This window comes from Pandoraea faecigallinarum, from assembly GCF_001029105.3.
Lineage (GTDB): Bacteria > Pseudomonadota > Gammaproteobacteria > Burkholderiales > Burkholderiaceae > Pandoraea > Pandoraea faecigallinarum.
The window spans coordinates 3,518,124-3,538,218 of sequence record NZ_CP011807.3 but is presented as its reverse complement, the minus strand read 5'-3'; the positions used below and the strand labels follow the sequence as shown (position 1 = coordinate 3,538,218).

General features: G+C 63.9%; 17 protein-coding genes, 1 pseudogene and 1 riboswitch. Of the genes and pseudogenes, 6 read left to right on the top strand and 12 right to left on the bottom strand.

What is annotated here, in order from left to right; genetic code table 11:
* Window positions 1–4: 4 nt before the first annotated feature.
* On the bottom strand, window positions 5–1,477 hold the full coding sequence (gene xdhA / locus AB870_RS15450; RefSeq protein ID WP_047905397.1) for a xanthine dehydrogenase small subunit: 1,473 nt from the start codon (window positions 1,475–1,477) through the stop codon (window positions 5–7).
* Between the two features lie 257 nt (window positions 1,478–1,734).
* On the opposite strand from xdhA, the gene AB870_RS15445 reads away from it, so the two are divergent.
* Window positions 1,735–2,700, top strand: coding sequence for a LysR substrate-binding domain-containing protein (locus tag AB870_RS15445; protein WP_047905396.1), 966 nt, complete (start codon window positions 1,735–1,737; stop codon window positions 2,698–2,700).
* Window positions 2,701–2,804: 104 nt separating this feature from the next.
* Here the strand turns inward: AB870_RS15445 and AB870_RS15440 are convergent, their stop codons facing one another.
* The 4 genes from AB870_RS15440 to AB870_RS15425 all read right to left on the bottom strand — a co-directional run bounded on the left by AB870_RS15440 (window position 2,805) and on the right by AB870_RS15425 (window position 6,382).
* On the bottom strand, window positions 2,805–3,317 hold the full coding sequence (locus AB870_RS15440) for a disulfide bond formation protein B (protein ID WP_047905395.1): 513 nt from the start codon (window positions 3,315–3,317) through the stop codon (window positions 2,805–2,807).
* A 229-nt stretch (window positions 3,318–3,546) separates the two neighbouring features.
* Window positions 3,547–4,932, bottom strand: coding sequence for an amidase (locus AB870_RS15435; protein WP_047905394.1), 1,386 nt, complete (start codon window positions 4,930–4,932; stop codon window positions 3,547–3,549).
* 2 nt (window positions 4,933–4,934) lie between these two features.
* Window positions 4,935–5,645: a GntR family transcriptional regulator gene (locus AB870_RS15430; protein ID WP_084663745.1), complete on the bottom strand. Its 711-nt coding sequence runs from the start codon at window positions 5,643–5,645 to the stop codon at window positions 4,935–4,937.
* A 14-nt stretch (window positions 5,646–5,659) separates the two neighbouring features.
* Window positions 5,660–6,382, bottom strand: a complete 723-nt coding sequence (locus tag AB870_RS15425; RefSeq protein ID WP_084663743.1) for a DUF2848 domain-containing protein — start codon at window positions 6,380–6,382, stop codon at window positions 5,660–5,662.
* A 581-nt stretch (window positions 6,383–6,963) separates the two neighbouring features.
* On the opposite strand from AB870_RS15425, the gene AB870_RS15420 reads away from it, so the two are divergent.
* Window positions 6,964–8,748 (top strand): cation:proton antiporter, encoded by a 1,785-nt coding sequence (locus AB870_RS15420; protein WP_047905392.1) that lies wholly within the window; start codon window positions 6,964–6,966, stop codon window positions 8,746–8,748.
* 199 nt (window positions 8,749–8,947) lie between these two features.
* Here the strand turns inward: AB870_RS15420 and AB870_RS15415 are convergent, their stop codons facing one another.
* The 3 genes from AB870_RS15415 to AB870_RS15405 form a co-directional block, all read right to left on the bottom strand.
* Window positions 8,948–9,526 carry a PaaI family thioesterase gene (locus AB870_RS15415; protein ID WP_047905391.1) on the bottom strand — a complete coding sequence of 193 codons (579 nt, stop codon included), beginning with the start codon at window positions 9,524–9,526 and terminating at the stop codon, window positions 8,948–8,950.
* Window positions 9,527–9,770: 244 nt separating this feature from the next.
* Window positions 9,771–10,487: a 3,4-dihydroxy-2-butanone-4-phosphate synthase gene (ribB, locus tag AB870_RS15410; RefSeq protein WP_084663741.1), complete on the bottom strand. Its 717-nt coding sequence runs from the start codon at window positions 10,485–10,487 to the stop codon at window positions 9,771–9,773.
* Window positions 10,488–10,584: 97 nt separating this feature from the next.
* Window positions 10,585–10,760, bottom strand: a riboswitch (FMN riboswitch).
* A gap of 269 nt (window positions 10,761–11,029) precedes the next feature.
* A complete protein-coding gene (locus AB870_RS15405) occupies window positions 11,030–11,230 on the bottom strand; it encodes a heavy-metal-associated domain-containing protein (RefSeq protein WP_047905390.1) in 201 nt (66 codons plus the stop codon).
* Between the two features lie 322 nt (window positions 11,231–11,552).
* On the opposite strand from AB870_RS15405, the gene AB870_RS15400 reads away from it, so the two are divergent.
* The 4 genes and pseudogenes from AB870_RS15400 to AB870_RS25695 all read left to right on the top strand — a co-directional run bounded on the left by AB870_RS15400 (window position 11,553) and on the right by AB870_RS25695 (window position 16,139).
* Window positions 11,553–14,099, top strand: a complete 2,547-nt coding sequence (locus AB870_RS15400) for a heavy metal translocating P-type ATPase (RefSeq protein ID WP_084663739.1) — start codon at window positions 11,553–11,555, stop codon at window positions 14,097–14,099.
* A gap of 162 nt (window positions 14,100–14,261) precedes the next feature.
* On the top strand, window positions 14,262–15,080 hold the full coding sequence (locus AB870_RS15395; RefSeq protein WP_064674847.1) for an endonuclease/exonuclease/phosphatase family protein: 819 nt from the start codon (window positions 14,262–14,264) through the stop codon (window positions 15,078–15,080).
* 7 nt (window positions 15,081–15,087) lie between these two features.
* Window positions 15,088–15,480 (top strand): annotated as a pseudogene (gene cueR / locus AB870_RS15390) (Cu(I)-responsive transcriptional regulator); the annotation flags it as partial.
* Between the two features lie 518 nt (window positions 15,481–15,998).
* Window positions 15,999–16,139, top strand: a complete 141-nt coding sequence (locus AB870_RS25695; protein ID WP_072617503.1) for a DUF3563 family protein — start codon at window positions 15,999–16,001, stop codon at window positions 16,137–16,139.
* A gap of 436 nt (window positions 16,140–16,575) precedes the next feature.
* On the opposite strand, the gene AB870_RS15385 is transcribed toward AB870_RS25695, so the two are convergent.
* The 4 genes from AB870_RS15385 to AB870_RS15370 all read right to left on the bottom strand — a co-directional run bounded on the left by AB870_RS15385 (window position 16,576) and on the right by AB870_RS15370 (window position 19,993).
* Window positions 16,576–17,241, bottom strand: a complete 666-nt coding sequence (locus AB870_RS15385) for a DUF799 domain-containing protein (protein WP_047905389.1) — start codon at window positions 17,239–17,241, stop codon at window positions 16,576–16,578.
* A complete protein-coding gene (locus AB870_RS15380; protein ID WP_047908259.1) occupies window positions 17,238–17,615 on the bottom strand; it encodes a DUF4810 domain-containing protein in 378 nt (125 codons plus the stop codon). Before AB870_RS15380 ends, AB870_RS15385 begins: the two co-directional genes overlap by 4 nt.
* Window positions 17,616–17,746: 131 nt before the next feature.
* On the bottom strand, window positions 17,747–18,388 hold the full coding sequence (locus tag AB870_RS15375; protein ID WP_047908258.1) for a CsgG/HfaB family protein: 642 nt from the start codon (window positions 18,386–18,388) through the stop codon (window positions 17,747–17,749).
* Between the two features lie 294 nt (window positions 18,389–18,682).
* A complete protein-coding gene (locus AB870_RS15370) occupies window positions 18,683–19,993 on the bottom strand; it encodes an Nramp family divalent metal transporter (RefSeq protein ID WP_047905388.1) in 1,311 nt (436 codons plus the stop codon).
* Between the last annotated feature and the right edge of the window lie 102 nt (window positions 19,994–20,095).

Here is a 20,095-nt window from a genome sequence, read left to right as displayed (position 1 = left end):
CCGGTTAGACGTTGGCGAACGCGTTCACTTCGTGGGCCGCAAGCGGCGCGTCGGTGCGCGTTTCCAGGAAAAAACGATACAGCAGATTCTGTGCGCCGGCCAGACGATAGGCGCTCGTCGCGCGCATGTCCGACAACGGCTGGTAGTCGCTCGGCAAGGCGGCCATCGCAGCACGCACGGTCGCCTCGGTGAACGGCTGCCCGCTCAGCGCCGCTTCGATCGCGCTGCCGCGCTTGGGCGTGGCCGCCATGCCGCCGAAGGCCACGCGGGCCGAGCGTACGATGTCGCCGTCGAGTTCGACGGCGAACGCTGCGCACACCGCCGAGATGTCCTGGTCGAAGCGCTTGGCCAGCTTGTAGGTGCGAAAACGTTGGGCTGCGCCCGGCAGCGGCACGCGAATGCCCTGCACGAATTCGCCCGCTTCGAGGGCGTTCTTCTGATAGGCGAGATAGAAGTCTTCGAGCGGCATCTCGCGCACCACGCCTTCGCGGTGCAGCACGATGCGCGTGCCGAGTACGATCAGCGCGGGCATCGAGTCGCCGATGGGCGAGCCGTTGGCGACGTTGCCACCCAATGTCCCGGCGTTGCGAATCGGAAACGAGGCGAAACGCTGACGCAGTTCGGCCAGATCCGGATAGTGCCGGACGAGCGCATCGAACGCGTCGTTGAGCAAGGCCGCCGCGCCGATGTAGATGTCCTTCGCACCCTGCGAAATCTCGCGCAGTTCTGCAACCTGACCGATGTAGATGAGGTGCTTCAACTCGCGGAATTGCTTCGTCACCCACAGGCCGACGTCGGTGCTGCCGGCGAGAATGCGGGCGTCCGGATAAGCGGCGCGCAGACGGCCCAGTTCGGCCAGCGTGCGCGGTGCATGGAAGACATGGCCGTTGTGCTCGTAGGAGAGCGTGTCGCCGCGCTGCAATGCCTGAAGTTCTCGGGCCAGCGCCTGGCGGTCGAATTCGGGACGCGGCAATTCGAACATCTTCTGGGCGGCGTCGACGATGGGACGGTAGCCCGTGCAGCGGCACAGATTGCCGGAGAGCACGTCGTCGATCTCGCGGCGGGTCGGGCAGCCGGCGTCCAGCGGACGATTCTGGTACATCGCCCACAGCGACATGACGAAGCCCGGGGTGCAGAAGCCGCACTGCGAGGCATGGCAGTCCACCAGCGCCTGCTGCACCGGATGCAGCGTGCCGTCGGCGGCGCGCAGATCTTCGACCGTGAAGAGGGCCTTGCCGTCGAGCGTGGGCAGGAACTGGATGCAGGCGTTGACCGCGCGCAGCGCCACGCCGCCATCGTCGGCCAGTTCACCGATCACGACCGTGCAGGCGCCGCAATCTCCCTCGGCGCACCCTTCCTTGGTGCCGGTGCAGTGCAGGTCTTCGCGCGTGTACTGAAGCACGGTGCGCGTCGTGGCTTCGCCAGCGACCTCGTGCACCTTGCCGCGGTAAAAGAAGCGGATGGCTTGTGTCTCCATGGTTCTCAGTGTAGTGCAGTGGTGATTGCGGGGGCGCCGGAGGGTATTGGAAAGGCCGGCGTAGGGATGAGCCGAAGATAGCACCGGCGGCAGGGGGAAATATTTCGCTGCCATGATGATGGCTATTCCGGCGCCCCGATGACGCATCATTGTCATAAACTACCGGCTCGGCTCGGCGGTTATTGCCGCTTATTGCTGTCTATTGCTGTTTATTGCCGTTTCCCGGTGTTCAACCCGCCACCACAGCACTTTCGCCCATGCAAAGACCCCGCGAACAGATCGACGCCTACCTGCTGCGGGTACTTCACACGCTGCTGACCGAACAAAGCGTCTCGCGCGCCGCACTCAAGCTCGGCCAGTCGCAGCCGGCCATCAGCAACTCGCTGCGCCGCCTGCGCGAGATCACCGGCGACGCCATTCTGGTGCGCGGCAAGAGCGGCATGGTGGCCACGGAGCGCGGTCGCGAGTTGCTGGGCTACGCCACCGATGCGCTCGCCGCCATCGAGCGGATCACGCATCCCAGTACGGAATTCGCCCCGCAGACCACCACGCGGGCGTTTCGGCTGGGTGCGCCCGATTATCTCGATGCCGTCTTCCTGCCGAACATCGCCGAAGTGCTGCGCCGCGACGCGCCCTCGGCGCGGCTGCACGTCCAGCCGATCAATGCCGGTTTCGACTACGCGGGCGCGCTGGAAAACGGCTCGCTCGACGTGGTGATCGGCAACTGGCTGGAGCCGCCGCCGCAATTGCACATGTCGCGCCTGTTCGACGACGAGGTCGTCTGCATGCTCGGCGCGCAGCATCCACTTGCCAACAAGGGCATCTCGCTCAAGCACTATCTGGAGTTGCCGCATCTCGCGCCGATGCCTTACGTGGCGGAGCGCCAGAGCTTCATCGACGGTTATCTGGCCGAGCAGGGCCTGCGGCGCAACATCCAGATGACGATGCCTTATTTCGGGCTCGTGCCGTACGTGCTCATGCGCACCGATCTCGTATTCACGACGGGACGCCAGTTTGCGCAGCATTACGCGCGCTATCTGCCGATTCGTGTGGTGCCTTCGCCCATCGGTTTCCCGCCGATGCGCTTCTACCAGCTATGGCACGAGCGTACCCACGCAGCGCCCGAAGTGACGTGGCTGCGTCGGCGGATTGCGGAAGTGGCCACCGAACTCGACGCGGCCGGCACCCCCGGGACGGACGCACCGGCGTTGGTGCGTCCCTGAGCGCGTAACGACAACGGCCGTGGCCCTGCGGGCGAACGGCCGTTGCCGGCGCCGGCGCGATCGTGCAACGGCACGACGGTGCGCCGGGCAATACGCGCAATCGGTCAGCGAAGCGAAATCGCGCGGCGCGGGCGACTCAGCGCCAGCGACAGGAAAATCACGACGAACGCGGCGAGCGACCACATCGGCAGCGTCAGGCCGAGTATTGGCGGATACGTCGTCTGGCACATGCCCTGGACCTGGAAGACCTGCGGCAGCAGCCGCGACGTGGGCAGATTGTCGACGAACGCTTCGACCACGTCGTAACCGCAACTCACCATCGGATTGGCCTGCACGTAGATGAGATACGCAGAAGCCGCCATCCCGCCAATTGCGCAAAGCGCCGCGAGCAGGCGTGCGACCTGGATGCCCGCCCACCCCCGCGAGACTGCCCCGACCAGACCGAAAATCGCGATCAGCACGAGCGCGTAACGCGCCAGAATGCACAGCGGACAAGGGTCTTCGTGCCGCACGTACTGGAAGTACAGCGCACCGCCCAGCAAGGCCAGGCAAACCACGGTGAGCAGGAGATACAGCAGACGTTCGCGGCGCAGGGCCGGGTCGATTTGAGCGTTCATTTCACTTCGGGCGGTAGGCCATCACAAATCCCGCAGGTCCCCGCATGACGCGGGGCGGCAGGCACTTGGGCTGGGATTGTAACCCCGGCCCGAGCCGCGTGTGAGTCGAAAAATTACGGAACTTTTCGCCCGAAAATCAGACGTTTGCGCGTGCGCTGAGGTCCTGCGGCGGCGCCCGAGCACGCAGGCCGGCGAGGATTGCGGCCTCACGGCGCGCGCGCCGCCGGCGTCAACCGCCCAGACCTGCCGAGCGCAGGGTTTGCTCGATCGCGCGGGCGATCGGGAAAAGACGTGCGTCGTCGCCCGCTGCGCCGCTGGCCATCAGCCCAGTTGGGGCTTCTCCCCTGGCCTGACACGGCAGCGAGAACGCGCACCCGTCGATCATGTTGATGGCGGTGGGGTTGCGCAGCACCAACGCATTGGTCGCGGTGAACGATTCGTCGCTGGCTTCGAGCGGGGCGATGGCCGGCGGCGTGAGCGGCACGGTGGGGCACAGCACCGCGTCGAAGCGCTGCCAGACCGGGGTCGCGGCGGCAATCAGCGCGGCCCGGGCATTGAGCAAGTCGATGTAATCCGCTGCACCCGCCGGTTCCCCCTTGCGGATGCGCACGAGCACCCGGGGATCGTAGCCATCGGCCCGCTCGGCGAGCAGTTTCCGATGCCAGGCGTACGCCTCGATGGGCGAGAAGCCGAACCGGTTGATGGCGGGCAGATTGTCGAAGGGCGCGAACCTGAATTCGACGAGGGTCGCACCGGCCTTGGCGAGCGCGGCGAGTGCACGCTCGTAGATGGCGAGGGCGGCAGGCTCCGCGCCGTCGAGCACGACATTCGTCAAGACGCCGAAGCGCATGCCGCGCACGTCGCGCGCAGCGACTGGCGTTTCATTCACCGTGTTGCCCGAAAGAATTGCATCGACCCACGCGCAGCAATCGACCGAACGACCGATGGGGCCGACGGAGTCGAGCGACGTGGACAGCGGCAGGGCGCCGTCGCGCGGTGTGCGTGCGGCCGTCGGCTTGAAGCCCGTCAGGCCGCAGAATGCCGACGGAATACGGATCGAGCCGCCCGTGTCGGTGCCCAGAGCGACGGCGGCCATGCCGTCGGCCACCGATGCCGCAGCGCCCGAGGACGAGCCGCCGGCAATGTGTCCCGCCTCGCGCTGCCAGGGCGAGCGCGGCGTCCCGTAGTGCGGGTTCAGACCAAGGCCCGAGAAGGCGAACTCCGTCATGTTGGTGCGTCCGACGATCACGGCGCCGGCCCGACGCAGCCGGGCCACGGCGAGAGCGTCGTGCGTGGCGGGGGCGGCATCGGCAAGTATTTTGGAGCCCGCGCGCGTGACCTGACCGGCAATGTCGAACAGATCCTTGACCGAGACGGGGATCCCCATCAGCGGCGACAAACGCGTGCCCGCGCGGCGCAAGGCGTCGAGACCGTCGGCGGCCTCGCGTGCGGCCTGTGCGTCCACCTGCGTGAAAACGACGTTGCCCTGACCGGCCGGATCGGCGATGCGCGAGAGCGCCTGTTCGGTGAGCGCGCGGCTGGTGGTGCGACCGGCGTCCAGCGCGGCGGCGAGTTCGGGCAGGGGGCGTTGCAGATCGATGGCGTCGGTGCTCATGTTCAGATCGCTTTCAGGATCTGGGTGCGGAATTCTTCGATGTGACGGGCGATCGCCCGGCGGGCGCGCTCGCCGTCATGCGCGGCGAGCGCTTCAAACAGTTCGAGATGCTCTTCGTAGACGCCTTCCAGATGACTGGGCGTGGAGAGGGCGAGGAACCAGAAGCGCAGCGACCGCTCGTGCAGACCGCGCAACAGTTCGGCGAGCGTCTGGTTGCGCGAGGCGCGCGAAATCGCCAGGTGAAAGTCCCGGTCGATGCGCATCATCGCGGCCACGTCGCGCGACGCGATGGCCTCGCGCGATCGTTCCAGTACGGACCCGATGGCAGCGAGGTCGTCCGGCGTGGCCGCGCGCGCCGCGAGTTCGACGCAATACGTCTCATTGATCATGCGCACGTCGATGATTTCGAGCGCGTCGTTCAGCGAGACGGGGGCAACCATCGCGCCTTTGCGCGGCAGGATCACCAACAACCCTTCGAGTGCCAGCCGGTGCATTGCCTGATGGACCGGCGTGCGCCCGAGCCCGGTCGACTGCATCAGTTGCGCTTCGTTGAGCGTTTCACCCGGGCGCAGACGCAACGTGATGATGTCGTGCTTGATCGCTTCATAAGCGCGCTCTGTCAGGCTGCGGTCATCGGCGGCCGTTTGCGAAAGGACGGTGGCGGCCGCAGCGGAAACCGTGGAGCGGGACTCGAAAGCAGTGTCGTTGGGCATCGGATGGAAGGCAGTCAGTCGGCAATCGCCAGCGCCTGCGTGGCGTAGCGATGCCGGATCGCGCGGCCGAGAACCGGGTCGAGCAGTTCGATCTCGAACTGCTCGCCACCAGCCACGCCGCCAATGGCAGCGAGTGTGCCACAGAACATTGCGGCGCCCGACGGCAGGCCCAGCGGGCCGAGCTTCGCCATCAATTCCCGTGGCGACAAGAGCCCGGCGACCGTGCCTTCCTGATAGAGGCGGCGCTTGCCCTCGCGTGTCACCCATGAGCGCAGTTCCAACTGGTCCCAGTGCGCGGCGACATCGGTATAGCGCCACGCGTGGCGGGCGACCGGCTTGGCACAGACCTGCTTGGAGACGGTCACGCCATACGCTTCCACTTCGCGGTCGGTGTGATCGGATCCGACGCTCACGAGCCATTCGTCGCCCTGACGCAGAAGCACGCATTCGGCTTCCCCGCTGCTGGTCTGGCCGACCACGTCGATGGTGTCGTCCTGCACCAGCAGCGCGGGGGCGAGACGGTAGAAGCAGGGCGTGCTCGACGGCCGGCGCACGCCCAACGCGGCAAGTTCGGCGATGTGATGTTCGACAGCGTCCTGATCGCGCCCGGCCCAGCCGGCAACGATCAATGTGTCGAGCACGACGTCGACGCGCGCGGGCGCGGCATCGGCGCAGGTCGACGACGCGGCAGACACCGGGGAAGCCGGAGAAACCACAAAGGACAAGCGGGAACTCATACGTCGACAACTCCTGTGAAATCGGTCAATGCGGTCAATGCGGTCAATGCAGGGATGGGGCACCGGGCGAGCGCACGATGAACGAGCAATTTGCGTCTCTCGTGAAATTCGATTGATATTTGTGTGATATTTCACAGGCGAAGAAGACAAAAAGCAAGAAAAAAAATTTCCGACGACACCGTGAAAAACGGGAATTTTTTATGAAAAGCCCCGTCAATCTTGGGTTGCGCGCGTGTCCGGCCATCGCGTATATTGATTCGGCGCCAGTTTTTGGCCGAATGTTTGCCCGGTGCACGGTTTCGGTGTGCGAACCGGAGGCCCTTCAGGGTATGCAAGCGGGCGGTTCGGCGGCAGGTCGTTCCGGGAAACCGGGAGGCCGGGCGAGCAGGTAAGCGGCAAGCCCGGGCGAACGAACGCAACGTCTATCAAGTCGGCAGGAGGCAACGCCTGACCGGCTTCCCACCTTCATCGAGCATCACGTCTTGTGTGAGCGCTGCGTCTCCTGTCGAGACACGGCGTGTCGCGGGCGTGGGTCAAGAACATCAATATCGGCGCAACGCGCTGCGGGGAGAACGTATCGGATGCATCACGCCATCGACTTCATTCAGGATCTGGCCGTCATCATGCTGCTGGCAGGCGTCGTGACGGTCATCTTCAACCGGTTCCGGCAACCGGTCGTGCTCGGCTATATCGTGGCGGGTGTCATCATCGGACCGTACACGCCGCCGTTTGCGCTCATCCATGACGAGAAGACCATCGGGATCCTTGCCGAACTCGGTGTTGTGTTCCTGATGTTCTCTCTGGGACTGGAATTCAGCCTGCGCAAGCTCGCGCGGGTGGGCGTAACGGCGTTCGTGGCGGCGATTACCGAGATCGTGCTGATGTTGTGGATCGGTTACGAGATCGGCCGTTTCTTCGGCTGGAAGGCGATGGACTCGATCTTCCTCGGGGCGATGCTGGCGGTCTCGTCGACCACGATCATCGTCAAGGCGCTCGACGAACTCGGCATGAAGCGCGAGCGGTTCGCGCAACTGATCTTCGGTGTGCTGATCGTGGAGGATGTCCTCGCCATCGGCATGATCGCGTTGCTCTCCGGGATCGCCATCAGCGGCCAGGTCGACGCAGGCGAGGCCACCTTCACGCTGGGCAAGCTGCTGCTGTTCATGGTCGTATCGCTGGTCGTGGGCATTCTGCTGGTGCCGCGCGTCCTCGCGTACGTGGCGAAGTTCAAAAGCGACGAGATGCTGCTCGTCGTCGTACTCGGGCTGTGCTTCGGCTTCTGCCTGCTTGTGATCCAGATGGGTTACAGCGTGGCGCTCGGCGCCTTCCTGATCGGGGCGATCATGGCCGAAGCACGCGAGTTGCACACCATCGAGAGGCTCGTCGCGCCGCTGCGCGACATGTTCAGCGCAGTGTTCTTCGTCACGATCGGCCTGTTGCTCGATCCGCATGTGCTGGTCACCTACGTGTGGCCGATCCTGGTCATTACGGTGGCGGTGGTGCTCGGCAAGATCGTGTCGTGCGGGTTGGGGTCGTATCTTTCGGGGCAGGATGGACGGACGTCGATGCGCGTGGGCATGGGGCTTTCGCAGATCGGGGAATTCTCGTTCATCATCGCGTCGCTCGGCCTGTCGCTCAAAGTGACCAGCGACTTTCTCTATCCGATTGCCGTGGCCGTCTCGGTCATTACCACGCTGCTCACGCCGTATCTCATCAAGAGCGCCGATCCTTTCACCGGCTGGCTCGGACGCGCCATGCCCGGGCGTCTGTCGTATGTGCTCGGGCAATACACGCAGTGGCTGCAGAGCATTCAGTTGACGGGCGACAGCGCGACCATCGTGACCATCGTGCGTCGTATCGTGGTCAGTGTGGCGATCAATCTGGCGCTCGTCGTCACCATCTTCCTCGGCGGCGCATTCTTCTATCGTCGTCTGGCGGAACTGATGAAGCCGTGGGTGGCGGACCCCAGCCTGCAAAGCGCCGTGGTCTGGGGCGGGGCGCTCGTGTTGTCGCTGCCGTTCCTGATCGCGGTGTATCGCAAGCTCAAGTCGCTGTCGTTGCTGCTCGTGGAGTTGTCGGTGCCGCCGAGCCTGACCGGACGTTACACGTTTCAGGTGCGGCGCGTGGTCGCCGAGATCCTGCCCATCGCCGCCATGGTCGGTGTGATTCTGCTGGTGGCGGCACTCTCGGCAAGCATTCTGCCGTCGACGGAGATGATCGTGTTGATCGTCGCCGGCACGCTGGTGCTGGCCGTCATCATGCGTAGCTGGTTCGTGCGCATGCACGCCAAATTGCAGATCGCGTTGAAAGAAACGCTCGAACATCAGCCCGACGGCGAGCACGGCGGCGGGTCGTCGTCACACTGAGCGGGACTCCGTGTCGTCGACCCATCGCGACGCACAGGGTCCGGAGAGGGCATGAAAGAAGCCCGCCGAGGGACATCCCCGGCGGGCTTTTTCATGTCGGCAGCATCTGCGCGTATCCGGCGTGGCGCCTGTCCCCGTGACACCGCTTACATGCCTAATGACTTGTCAAATTACATGCCCGATTACGCGCCTGATCCGCTCAAGCCTTCTTCGGCGGGAAGTCGAAGATCAGACACGTGGTCGTGGCATGGGCGTAGAGCGTGCCGTCCGGGCCGACGATGCGGCCTTCGGCAATACCCACCTGACGTCCCGCCTGAATCACCTTGCCTTCGGCGCGCACGAGCGGAACGTCGCGCGTGAGGGCACGGACCATGTTGGTCTTCAGTTCGAGCGTCGTATAGCTGCGCCCGGCGGGCAGCGTCGAATGAATCGCGCAGGCGACGGCCGAGTCGAGCAGCGTGGCGAACCAGCCACCGTGAATCGAGCCGAGCGGGTTGTAGTAGGGCAGTGCCGGGCGTCCCTGGAAGACGGCGCGGCCGTTGGCGACTTCGACGGCGATGAAGCCGAGCGTTTCGCTGATCGGCGGCATCGGCAGCTTGCCGTCGAACATGGCGTCGAAGATTTCCTGACCGGTGAGACCGATCACGTCGGACGGTGTCGCCACACCGTAGCGCGCGGGGCCGTTACGCGTCATGCGCTCGCGCACGGCAGCTTCGTCAGCTTCCCATTGCGCCAGAACGGCGGCGGCATCGGTGGCGTTGCCCGGTTTCGTGCTCATGACGTCTTCCTCGTAACTTTTATAATGCTAGGCATTCGACTTGTCTGGCCGATTATAGGAGTGCCCGCGCTCGATTGCTCATCTTGCGTTAGAGGGAAGCGTCGACGGGTTGCAGGGGGAGGGGCGCAAACCGGCATCGCGGCAACGGCGGTGACCGCCGTTGCTGCGGGCAGTGCTCCCGTTTCGCGGCTCGAATGGCCGAGGAGAGCAGGGGGTGAGGGGAGGGGGAAGGGGCCGGGGCGTCTCAGGCGGCCTGAGCGCGGCCGAGGCGGTAGGTCGCGAGTTCGTCGATGGTCAGAATGGGCAGATCGTGCTGCCTGGCAAAGCGCTCGATGTCGGCGCCGCGCGTCATTGTGCCATCCGGGTTCATCAGTTCGCACAGCACGGCGGCGGGCTTGAGTCCGGCGAGAATTGCCAGGTCGACCGAGCCTTCCGTGTGACCGCGCCGCGTGAGCACGCCACCCGGCTGCGCGCGCAGCGGGAACACGTGGCCTGGCCGGGAAAGGTCGGACGGCTGGGCGTCGTCGGCAATTGCCGCGCGGATCGTGGTCACGCGGTCCGCTGCCGACACGCCGGTGCTCACGCCCTGACGCGCTTCGATCGTCACCGTGAACGCAGTGCCGTAACGGCTCTGATTCTGTTCGACCATCGGCGGCAGATCGAGACGGCGCAGCGTTTCGTCGGGCAGACACAGGCACACGATGCCGCTGCATTCGCGGATCAGCATCGCCATCGTGGCGGGGGTGATTTTCTCTGCGGCGACAATCAGATCGGCTTCGTTTTCGCGGTCGAGATCATCCATCAGAATGACGGGACGACCTTCGCGCATGGCCTCGAGCGCGGCGGCCAGACGCATTTCGACCGGCGGCAGATCGGCGAATGCCGGATAGGCGTACAGATCGTCGGTCGAGGCGGTGTCTTGCGATGCGGCTTGGGTATGGCGGTTGTTGCTGGTGGACATGAAACGCTCCTCGCGTAAGTCAATCGGGCGAAAAACGTTTTCGGGGCATGCGAACGGACGTGACCATGGGATGGCATCCCAAGGCACGCGGGTGTCGACGCATCTTCTCTCATCCGGACTATGACCGTCGGCTCTGGCTTCGCACCAGATCTGCTGACCCCGCCGATGTTGCGAAACAACGGTGGCAGGCGCTCGCGGGCTCATGACGTCGCAGCGAACTGCGCAGTGTCATATACCGCCGGTGGGGACTTTCACCCCGCCCTGAAGACGTGTATGCCGTACGAATGTCGCTGTGCTGTCACGCATCGCGCGGTGTCATTGCGTACTCGGCGGGACAAAGCGTAGCACAAGGCGTTGCGAGGCGCAGGGAAGGCCGCGTGGCGTGCGTGGGAATGGAGGCGGTGAGGCGAGCAAGGGAGGGGGGAGGCAGGCGAGGAGGGCCGGAAAAGATGTCGCAGGGGATGTCGCAGGGGATGTCGCAGGGCGAGGCGCCGCCCGCGACGTTAATGCGCCGGTTGGCCGAACCGGCGCCGAACGAACGTTCAGGTCTGGGTGCCCCTGACCGTATAACCCGCTTCGGTAATGGCGGCGCTGACTTCGGCTGCCGACAGACCGCTTTGTACGTCGACACTTCCCGCACCCAGGTCCACATTGACCTTCGCGTTTGGATCGCGCTCGATGATCGCCCGCGTGACAGCCTTGACGCAATGACCGCAGCTCATACCCTCGACTTGCACTTGCATGTTTGCTCTCCTTTCAAGAGGTTCGGTTGCACAGATGGCACTGATCAGTTGAATCGATGATAGACCTTCCTACGGCGGGAAGCTCAAGCCTTTTTTCGGACATGTCGGGTAACGGCTCGGACGTCCCCTAAACACGTGCGGTCGCGGCGGCGCTATCGTGATAAGGCGCGACGGCAGAACCACACCTATATACCCATACCCGTCCATACCCGTTCGCGAACGGAACGCAATTCGCGACGAGTTACCGCATAGTGCTTGACCTTCCTGTCATGGCAAGGTCTATGCTGTGACGCATGATGACAGTCCTCGTGGAGGCCCATAGATGACTCAGAACTGGTCGGTCGGTATCGAAGGCATGACCTGCGCATCGTGTGTGACGCGGGTGGAGAAGGCGTTGCGCCGCGCCCCCGGCGTAGCGGGCGCGAATGTGAACCTTGCAACCGAAACGGCCGCCGTCGAGGCGGCCGGCGATGTGGCGCCGACGGCGTTGCTGGACGCGGTCGAGGCGGCGGTGAGCGATGCCGGTTATCAGGTCGCGGAGCAATCGTTCGAACTTGCCATTGGCGGCATGACGTGCGCGTCATGTGCGGGACGGGTGGAAAAGGCTCTGCGCAACGTGCCGGGCGTGGTGGAGGCCAGCGTCAATCTGGCAACCGAGCGTGCCGCAGTGCGCGGCGTACGCGGTGTGGTGGACGTTGCGGTGTTGAGCGCGGCCGTGGAGAAAGCCGGTTACGAGGCGTCGCCGGTCACCGACCCGGCGCAGGCTGCCGCCGTCGAGCGTGGCCCGGCATGGTGGCCGGTGGCTGTGGCGGCGGTGTTGTCGCTGCCGTTGCTGTTGCCCATGCTCGTCGAGCCGTTCGGCGTGCATCTGATGCCGCCGCCGTGGGTGCAATGGTTGCTCGCCACGCCGGTGCAGTTCTGGCTCGGTGCGCGGTTCTACCGGGCAGGGTACAAGGCGGTAGTGGCAGGTAGCGGCAACATGGATTTGCTCGTGGCGCTGGGCACGTCGGCAGCATATGGCCTCAGTGTGTACGAGTGGTGGCGAGCGCCCGCCGGCAGCATGCCGCATCTGTATTTCGAAGCGGCGGCGGTGGTTATCACGCTGGTGCTTCTCGGCAAATGGCTCGAAGCGCGCGCCAAGCGGCGTACCGTGGAAGCGATTCGTGCGCTGGCGGCGTTGCGCCCCGAGACGGCACGCGTGCTGCGCGATCCGCAGGGGGCTGCCACTGAGGTATCGGTGCCGCTTGCGCAGGTAAAGGTCGGCGACTGGGTCGTCGTGCGCGCCGGTGAGCGGGTGCCGGTCGACGGTGTGATTCGCGAGGGCGCGAGCCAGCTCGATGAGTCATTGCTGACCGGTGAGCCGCTGCCCATCGACAAGGCCGGCGGCGACAAGGTCGTGGGCGGGTCGATCAACGGTTCGGGCACTTTGCGCGTGCAGACGACTGCCGTTGGCGCCGATACCGCGCTGGCGCGCATCATTCGCATGGTCGAAGACGCTCAGGCAGGCAAGGCGCCGATCCAGCGGGCTGTGGATCGAGTGGCAGCGGTGTTTGTGCCGGTGGTGGTGCTGATCGCTATCGCCACGGTGATCGGCGGATGGCTATCCGGAATCGGGCTGGAAGCGTCGTTACTGAATGCCGTGGCGGTGCTGGTGATCGCGTGTCCTTGCGCACTGGGTCTCGCCACACCGGCGGCCATCATGGTCGGCACGGGGGCAGCGGCGCGGCAGGGCATTCTCATCAAGGACGCCGAGGCGCTCGAACTGGCGCATCGCATCGACGTCGTGGCATTCGACAAGACCGGTACGCTAACGGAAGGTAAGCCGCGTCTGGTCGCGTATCTGCCGGCGCAAGGCGTCCGTGCCGACACACTCTTGCAGTGGGCTGCCGCAGTGCAGTCGGGGAGTTCGCATCCGTTGGCCAGGGCGGTGACGACGGCGGTCGAGCAAGCCGGGCAAACGTCGGCGGTGCCGGTGGCATCCGATATCGTGGCGTTGCCGGGCCGCGGCATGCGGGCCAGTATCCGGATCGCTTCGGCCGCGGGGGACGATGTCCGCCATTCGCTTCAGTTAGGGAACGCCCGATTGCTCGATGAACTCGGTGTTTCGCAGGGAGCGCTGGCGCAGGAAGCCGCTCGACTGGCCAGTGAGGGCCGCACGGTATCGTGGTTGGTGGAGACCGTGGCGGAGGGCGGCGCGTCGACCGGGGGGGGCGGTGCAGCGCGTCTGCTCGGATTGCTGGCGTTCGGCGACACGCTCAAGGAGAGCGCGCGAGCTGCTGTCGAACGGCTGCATGCGCTGGGCGTGCGGTGTGTGATGGTGACGGGCGACAACGCGGGAAGCGCCAGGGCGGTGGCAGACGCGCTGGGGCTCGACGAGGTTCATGCGGACGTGCTGCCTGAGAACAAGGCCGAGGTCGTGGCGCAACTCAAACGGGATGGCGGAGTCGTAGCGATGGTCGGTGACGGCATCAACGATGCGCCTGCCCTTGCGGCTGCCGATGTCGGCATTGCCATGGGCTCGGGAACGGATGTGGCGATGCAGACGGCGGGCATTACGCTGATGCGCGGCGATCCGCTGCGCGTGGCCGACGCGATCGATGTCTCGCGCCGTACGTGGTCGAAAATCCGTCAGAACCTGTTTTGGGCGTTCGCGTACAACGTGGTGGGCATTCCGCTGGCGGCGTTCGGCCTGTTGAGTCCGGTGATCGCGGGGGCGGCGATGGCGCTCAGTAGCGTTAGCGTCGTCAGTAATGCGTTGTTGCTGCGCCGGTGGCGTCCTGCCGATCAGGGGAGCGTGGCGCACGACACGGACGGTGCCGTAAAAACCGAGGGCGCAAAGGGCGAAGTGGCCCGCCGGGCGGGCGTTTGACGGGTGTTCGCCCGCGCACAAGGCGGACGGCGCATAATGAACCGATCGGGGGCGACGGATTGGCGGACACCGCGAAGTTGTCGCCCGGATTTTCATTTGTCTTGAAATTCGCCGAAAGCGGCATCATCTAGGTGATATCGTCTGTCTTCCGGCACGGAGTCGATGCTGCCGAATATGAATAGTCTGCATATCGCGAGTTACAACATCCACAAAGGCTTTTCCGCATTCAACCGTTTGCGCGTTCACGAATTGCGCGCGGGGTTGGAGGGGCTGGCGCCCGATCTGGTTTTCCTCCAGGAAGTGCAGGGCATGCACCAGCGCCACGCGGTGCGCCACAGCAACTGGCCGGTACAGCCTCAGCATGAGTTCCTGGCCGGTGCGATGTGGCGGGATCACGCTTATGGCCGCAATGTGGTCTATGAACACGGGCACCACGGCAATGCGATTTTGAGTCGTTATCCGATCGTTAAGTCGGACAATCACGACATCACGACCTATAGTTTCGAGAAGCGCGGCATGCTTCACTGCGAAATTGCCGTGCCGGGACTGTCGCAGCCGCTGCATTGTTTGTGCGTGCATTTGTCGCTCGCCGGGCAGGGGCGCCGCCGGCAGTTCGAAATGCTCACGGAGCGGGTGGCCGATGCCATTCCTTCGGATGCCCCGCTGATCATCGCGGGTGACTTCAACGACTGGAGCAATCAGGCGGACCGTCTGCTGGCCGAAAAGCTGGCGCTGACGGAGGTGTTTCAGAACAGCGTCGGTCGTCCTGCCCGCAGTTTTCCGAGCGGATTGCCGCTTTTACGACTTGACCGCATTTACGCACGCGGTTTTCATATCGAAGGGGCGCAAGTGTTGCACGGGCGCCCCTGGTCGCGGATTTCCGATCATGCGCCAATCAGTGCACGACTCGTGCTGTCGGACACCGAAAAGGCCGCGAACGGATCTTCTCTCCCGTCGTTCAACCCTCGTTCCCCCCAGTGAGGTCGCCATGAACATCGGACAAGCGGCGCAGGCCAGCGGCGTTACGGCCAAGATGATCCGGTACTACGAGAGTATCGGCCTGATGCCCCCGAGCCCCCGCTCCGAGGCGGGTTACCGGCGTTACGGCGAGCAGGATCTCCATCTGCTGCGCTTCATTCGTCAGGCGCGGCGTCTGGGGTTCGGCATCGACCAGATTCGCCAACTGCTGGCGCTGTGGCAGGATCGCGGGCGCTCCAGCGCTCAGGTGAAGGCCCTGGCGCAGTCTCACGTCGACGAACTCAATCAGCGCATCGGCGAACTGGTGGCGATGCGCGACACGCTGTCCCATCTGGCGATGCATTGCCATGGCGACGAGCGTCCCGATTGTCCGATCCTTGAGGGGCTGGCGGGGGCGGAACTGCCGGGCGGACCGGGTACGAAGCGCGATAGTGGTACGCATGCCACAGCCGCCTGCGGCACTGCGGCGCATCAGAACACGGCGTCGGACGCAGGTGCAACCGGTACCGTGACCACGACCGGAACCACGACTGGAACCGCGACTGACGGGCCAGTCAGCGACGGGGATGCTCAAGTGGTACGCCACGCCCCATAAGGCTCTCGACGATGATATGACGTTTGATCGATGTCACACGTGAGCCCTGGTTGACTTCGTGATGCGCCGCAGTAGCGGCGCTTTTTTTGTCTCTCGAATTTTGATCGTGCCGTGCGACAGTGTGCCGTGGACGGCATGAGGTGGCGTTGTTGTTTATATAAGTTATTGATTTTTAATTGTTTTTGATGGAATTGACTCCATTCGAAGCACTGCTCTAGCAGGTTTTGTTGGTTTTTCCCGCATAAGGGCTAACCCTTACCGGGAAAACCCTATATAATGCGAAGCACTGCTGCGATGCAGCACACTAATTGAAATGGAGAAACGTCATGTTTGCCGCCCTGTTTGAAGTCGTGAACACTTGGTTTGAAACCGCTGAGCGTCGTCGTCGTGAAGCGTTTTTGGCTGAGTCGAAGGACATCATTGAGTTGGAACAACGTATCCGCGCGCTCGAAACCGCCGGTTACTAAGCAAGTCCGAAGTGCTTCCGGACGAACGGTCGTCGCTGGCGCAGCCAGGCAAGTGATCGTCTCATCGGGCGATTCCCGTCATTGTGTAATGACGTGCGACGGCGCCCAACCGTGAGTCCGGATGCCATCCCCGCTGTTCCGGGGATGGGCAAAAGCAAGCCCGCCACTTCGGCGGGCTTTGTCGTTTTGTGGCTTGTCGCTTTGTCACTTTGTCGCTTACGCCGCTGCAATACGGCGCAACGATGCGCTCGGGCCATATCCACAGGTCACTCCGCGTGAGTGCCGGAACTCACGCTCAAGGCTCGCCGGATTCGTACCGGCCGCGAGTACGCATACATTGCGAACGCGGCGTCGAATCCGGCACGGGACCGTTTCGATCCCGGTGCCCGGTACCCGGTACGCTACGCTACGCAGATTTCTCCACGGAAGCGGCAACTCAGTCCGTACCGTACTTCGGCGAGCGCGGACCGTAGAGCATGCCGTTCGGGCGTCCTGCCGAGAGCAGACGGGCGTTGGCGGTGCCGGCAACGGTGTAACCGGCGTTCGACACGCTGTTGACGATTTGCTTGACGGCCGCCGTGATCAACATGCCGATCAGCCCGCCGCCACCGCTGTTGTTGCCTTCGTTGCTCGACGCGCTGGAAGCGCCGCTCCACAGCTTCGCGCCGTTGCGCAGATCGATCAATTCCGCAGAGACGGTCACCACCGTGGCGCTGTCGAGCACCATGTACTTCGTGCCGTATTGCGTGATCTTGATGTACAGCGCGGCGTCCGCTCCGAAAATTTCGCGCAGCTTGGCGGGGCTGACCTGATGAATGTCGCCAGCCACGGTCAGGCCGTTCTGACGGAACGACTCATCGACCAGCGCCACGGGCATCACGTAGTAGCCCGCTTCACCCAGCGGTACCGTAACCTGCGACAGCACACTATAGGTCGCGTCGATATCCGGCGATTCGTTCAGCGGCGGCAACACCAGAATCGACTTTGGCTTGCTTTCCTTGAACGCGGTGTAGTCGTACGGCTTGGCCTGATGTACGGCACAACCGGTCATCACGGCGGCCAGCGCGGCCACCGTCATCCATTGAAAGAGTCGGGCGATCATTGCTTGGCCTCCGTGGTCTTGTTCTTGAGCAGGAAGTCGATGTAATTGCCGGACTCGGGGAATAACTGCTTTTCGATCTGGAACTGCTCGACCATCTTGTCGGACTTGCCGACCGAGGCGTAAAGCAAACCGAGGTGAGCGTGGTAGCCGGGAGGCGCGGCGTTATTGGACGCCTTGATTTTTTGCAGGTCGCGTTCGAGCGCAATGATCTGGGCTTCTTTCGATTCGCCCTTGAAGTACTCGTAGACTTGCGGCTGGTAGCTTTCCCAGTCGTAAAGCGGCTTGGGTGGCGTGGCGCAACCCGACAGGGCGACGATGACGCCGCCGGCGATGACCGCCACGGCCGAACGGCCGAATGAGCGTGTGCGATTCATGATGAGAGAGATCCTGACAGGCATGCCGCCGCACGTGTCACCACGTCGCACCCGCGCCTGCGTCTGACGCGCAAGTTCGGGCGCGTGTCGGCTCACGCGCTACGGCATGCTGCAAAAATGGGATGGTTGGCTTACTTGCCGGGCTTCCAGGCGCCGCTTTCGATCCCGGCGACGAGGTTGTTGACGGCCTCGCGCATGGCGAGGTCGAGCACCTTGCCGTTGAGCGTCGAGTCGTAGCCCGCCGTGCCGCCGAAGCCGATGACCTCGCGGTTGGACAGGGCGAACTCGCCTGCACCGCCGCTCGAGTAGACGACTTCCGACGTGGCGATGTCCACCACGTTCAGGTTGACCTTCGCGTAAGCGATTTGCTCGCGGCCTCGCCCGAGAATGCCGAAGAGCTGCTTGTCGCCCACTTCCTTGCGGCCGAACTCGACGACGTCGCCAGTGATGACGTAGTCGGCACCCTTGAGCGTCTGCTGCGTCTTCTTGATGTCGGCTTCCTGACGAGTCTCGGCCATGTTGTCGCGGTCGAGCACGTTGAAGCGATGGGTTTGTTGCAGATGGGTGATAAGAATCGTCTTGGCCTGACTGCCGAGGCGATCGACGTTATCGGAAAAAACGCCACGCATGTACGCAGAACGGTTATCGAATTTGCCCACAGCAATCGGCGTACGCGCGCCAACATACGGGCGGCTGGCGCTTTCGACTTTGGCGACTTCCACGGAACGCGAGCTTTCGGTGGCGCAGCCGCCGAGCACGGCCGCAGAGACCATGGCAGCGCTGAGCAATGCAAAGCTGAACTTCTTTTTCTGCACGGTGATACCCCTGAGTGTGTTGGTGCCCACTGGACGATGCGCGTTGGCATCGGCTTCGCGGACCTCTGATGCCCTTACTTTCTTGTGACGACTTTTGTTTGTATGACTTGGTAAGGGGTGCTGATGGTAGCACGCGTTATCGCTGTGTTGGACGATCCCCCGGGCTGAGCGATCTCGGGTTGTCAGGCGGTTTGCACGGCGCAACGCGATGGCGGCGCACGACGATGTCGCGCCGCCATCGCGTTGCGCCGCTCAATTCAATCCGAAAATCAATAGCAGATTGGTGCCGGTGATCACGACGAAGAGGCACCAGGCGAACACCTGCGCCGGCCCCCCGATCGCATGGCCTTTCATCACACGCGAGTCGCTCACCGAGCGAATGAGCGGCCACATCGCGAACGGCAGTTGCAGGCTGAGCAGGACCTGGCTCCACACGAGCAACTTGCCCACGGCGCCGTCGCCGAGCCACAGCACCCCGATCAGCGCGGGGACGAGCGCAAGTCCGCGTGTGATCAGACGCCGCTGATAGCACGGAATCTTCATGTGCAGGAAACCGTCCATGATGACTTGCCCGGCGATGGTACCGGTGAGTGTCGAGCTTTGCCCGGAAGCGAGCAGTGCGAGGCCGAACATGAATGCAGCGGCGCCGCCCGCAATCGGCGTTATCAACTGATACGCCTGCTCGATATCGGTGACGTTGGTCTGGCCGCTGGCATGAAAGACCGAGCCGGCAAGAATCAGAATGGCCGCATTCACGCACATGGCGATCAACAGCGAACCCCACGTGTCGATACGCACCAATGCAAGCGTGTCGGGGACATCGCCCCGCTTGCCGCCGATCACTCGCCGGGTTTGCACGACGGACGAATGCAGGTACAGGTTGTGCGGCATGATCGTCGCACCGACGATGCCCAGCGCCAGCACGATGGCGTCGCGCCGGTCGTGGCTGGGTGCGCCCGGTACGAGACCCGCGGCCACGGCATGCCAGTCGGGGGGCACCATCGCAACTTGCGCCACGAAGCAGAACGCCATCGTTCCGATTAATCCGAAAACGATGGCTTCGATCTGACGAAAGCCTTTGCCTTGCAGCCCAAGCACGATCATGGTGTCGAGCGCGGTAAGCACGATGCCCCAGGTCACGGGCACTCCCAGCAGCAGCTTGAAGGCCAGTGCGCAGCCTAGCACCTCGGCGATATCGCAAGCGATGATGGAAATTTCGGCGGTGATCCATTGCACGAGACGGCCCGTGCGGCCGTAGCGTTCGTAGCTGGCCTGTGCGAGATCGCGTCCGGCGACCAGCCCCAGGCGTGCCGCGAGCATTTGCAGAAAGATGGCCGCGAGGCTCGATAGGGCCACCACCCAGAGCAACGAGTAGCCGAATTGCGAGCCGGCCTGAATATCCGTCGCCCAGTTCCCCGGATCCATATAGCCGATGGCGACGAGCAATCCCGGGCCGGCGAAGCGTTTGAGTTTGGTCCAGCGCGATTCGCGCGCGTCGATAACGATGCTGCCCTTGACCTCGGAGGGGCAGAAGGGGGCGGTGGCGGTAGTCGGGAGCGGCATGAGAGATGGGGTTCGTGCAATGTCGCTCACGTTAGCCGGGCGAACGTTCGCCCGCAAGCGAGATCGTCGTCATCGCCGGGCCATTGAGATGCTGTCCTGGGC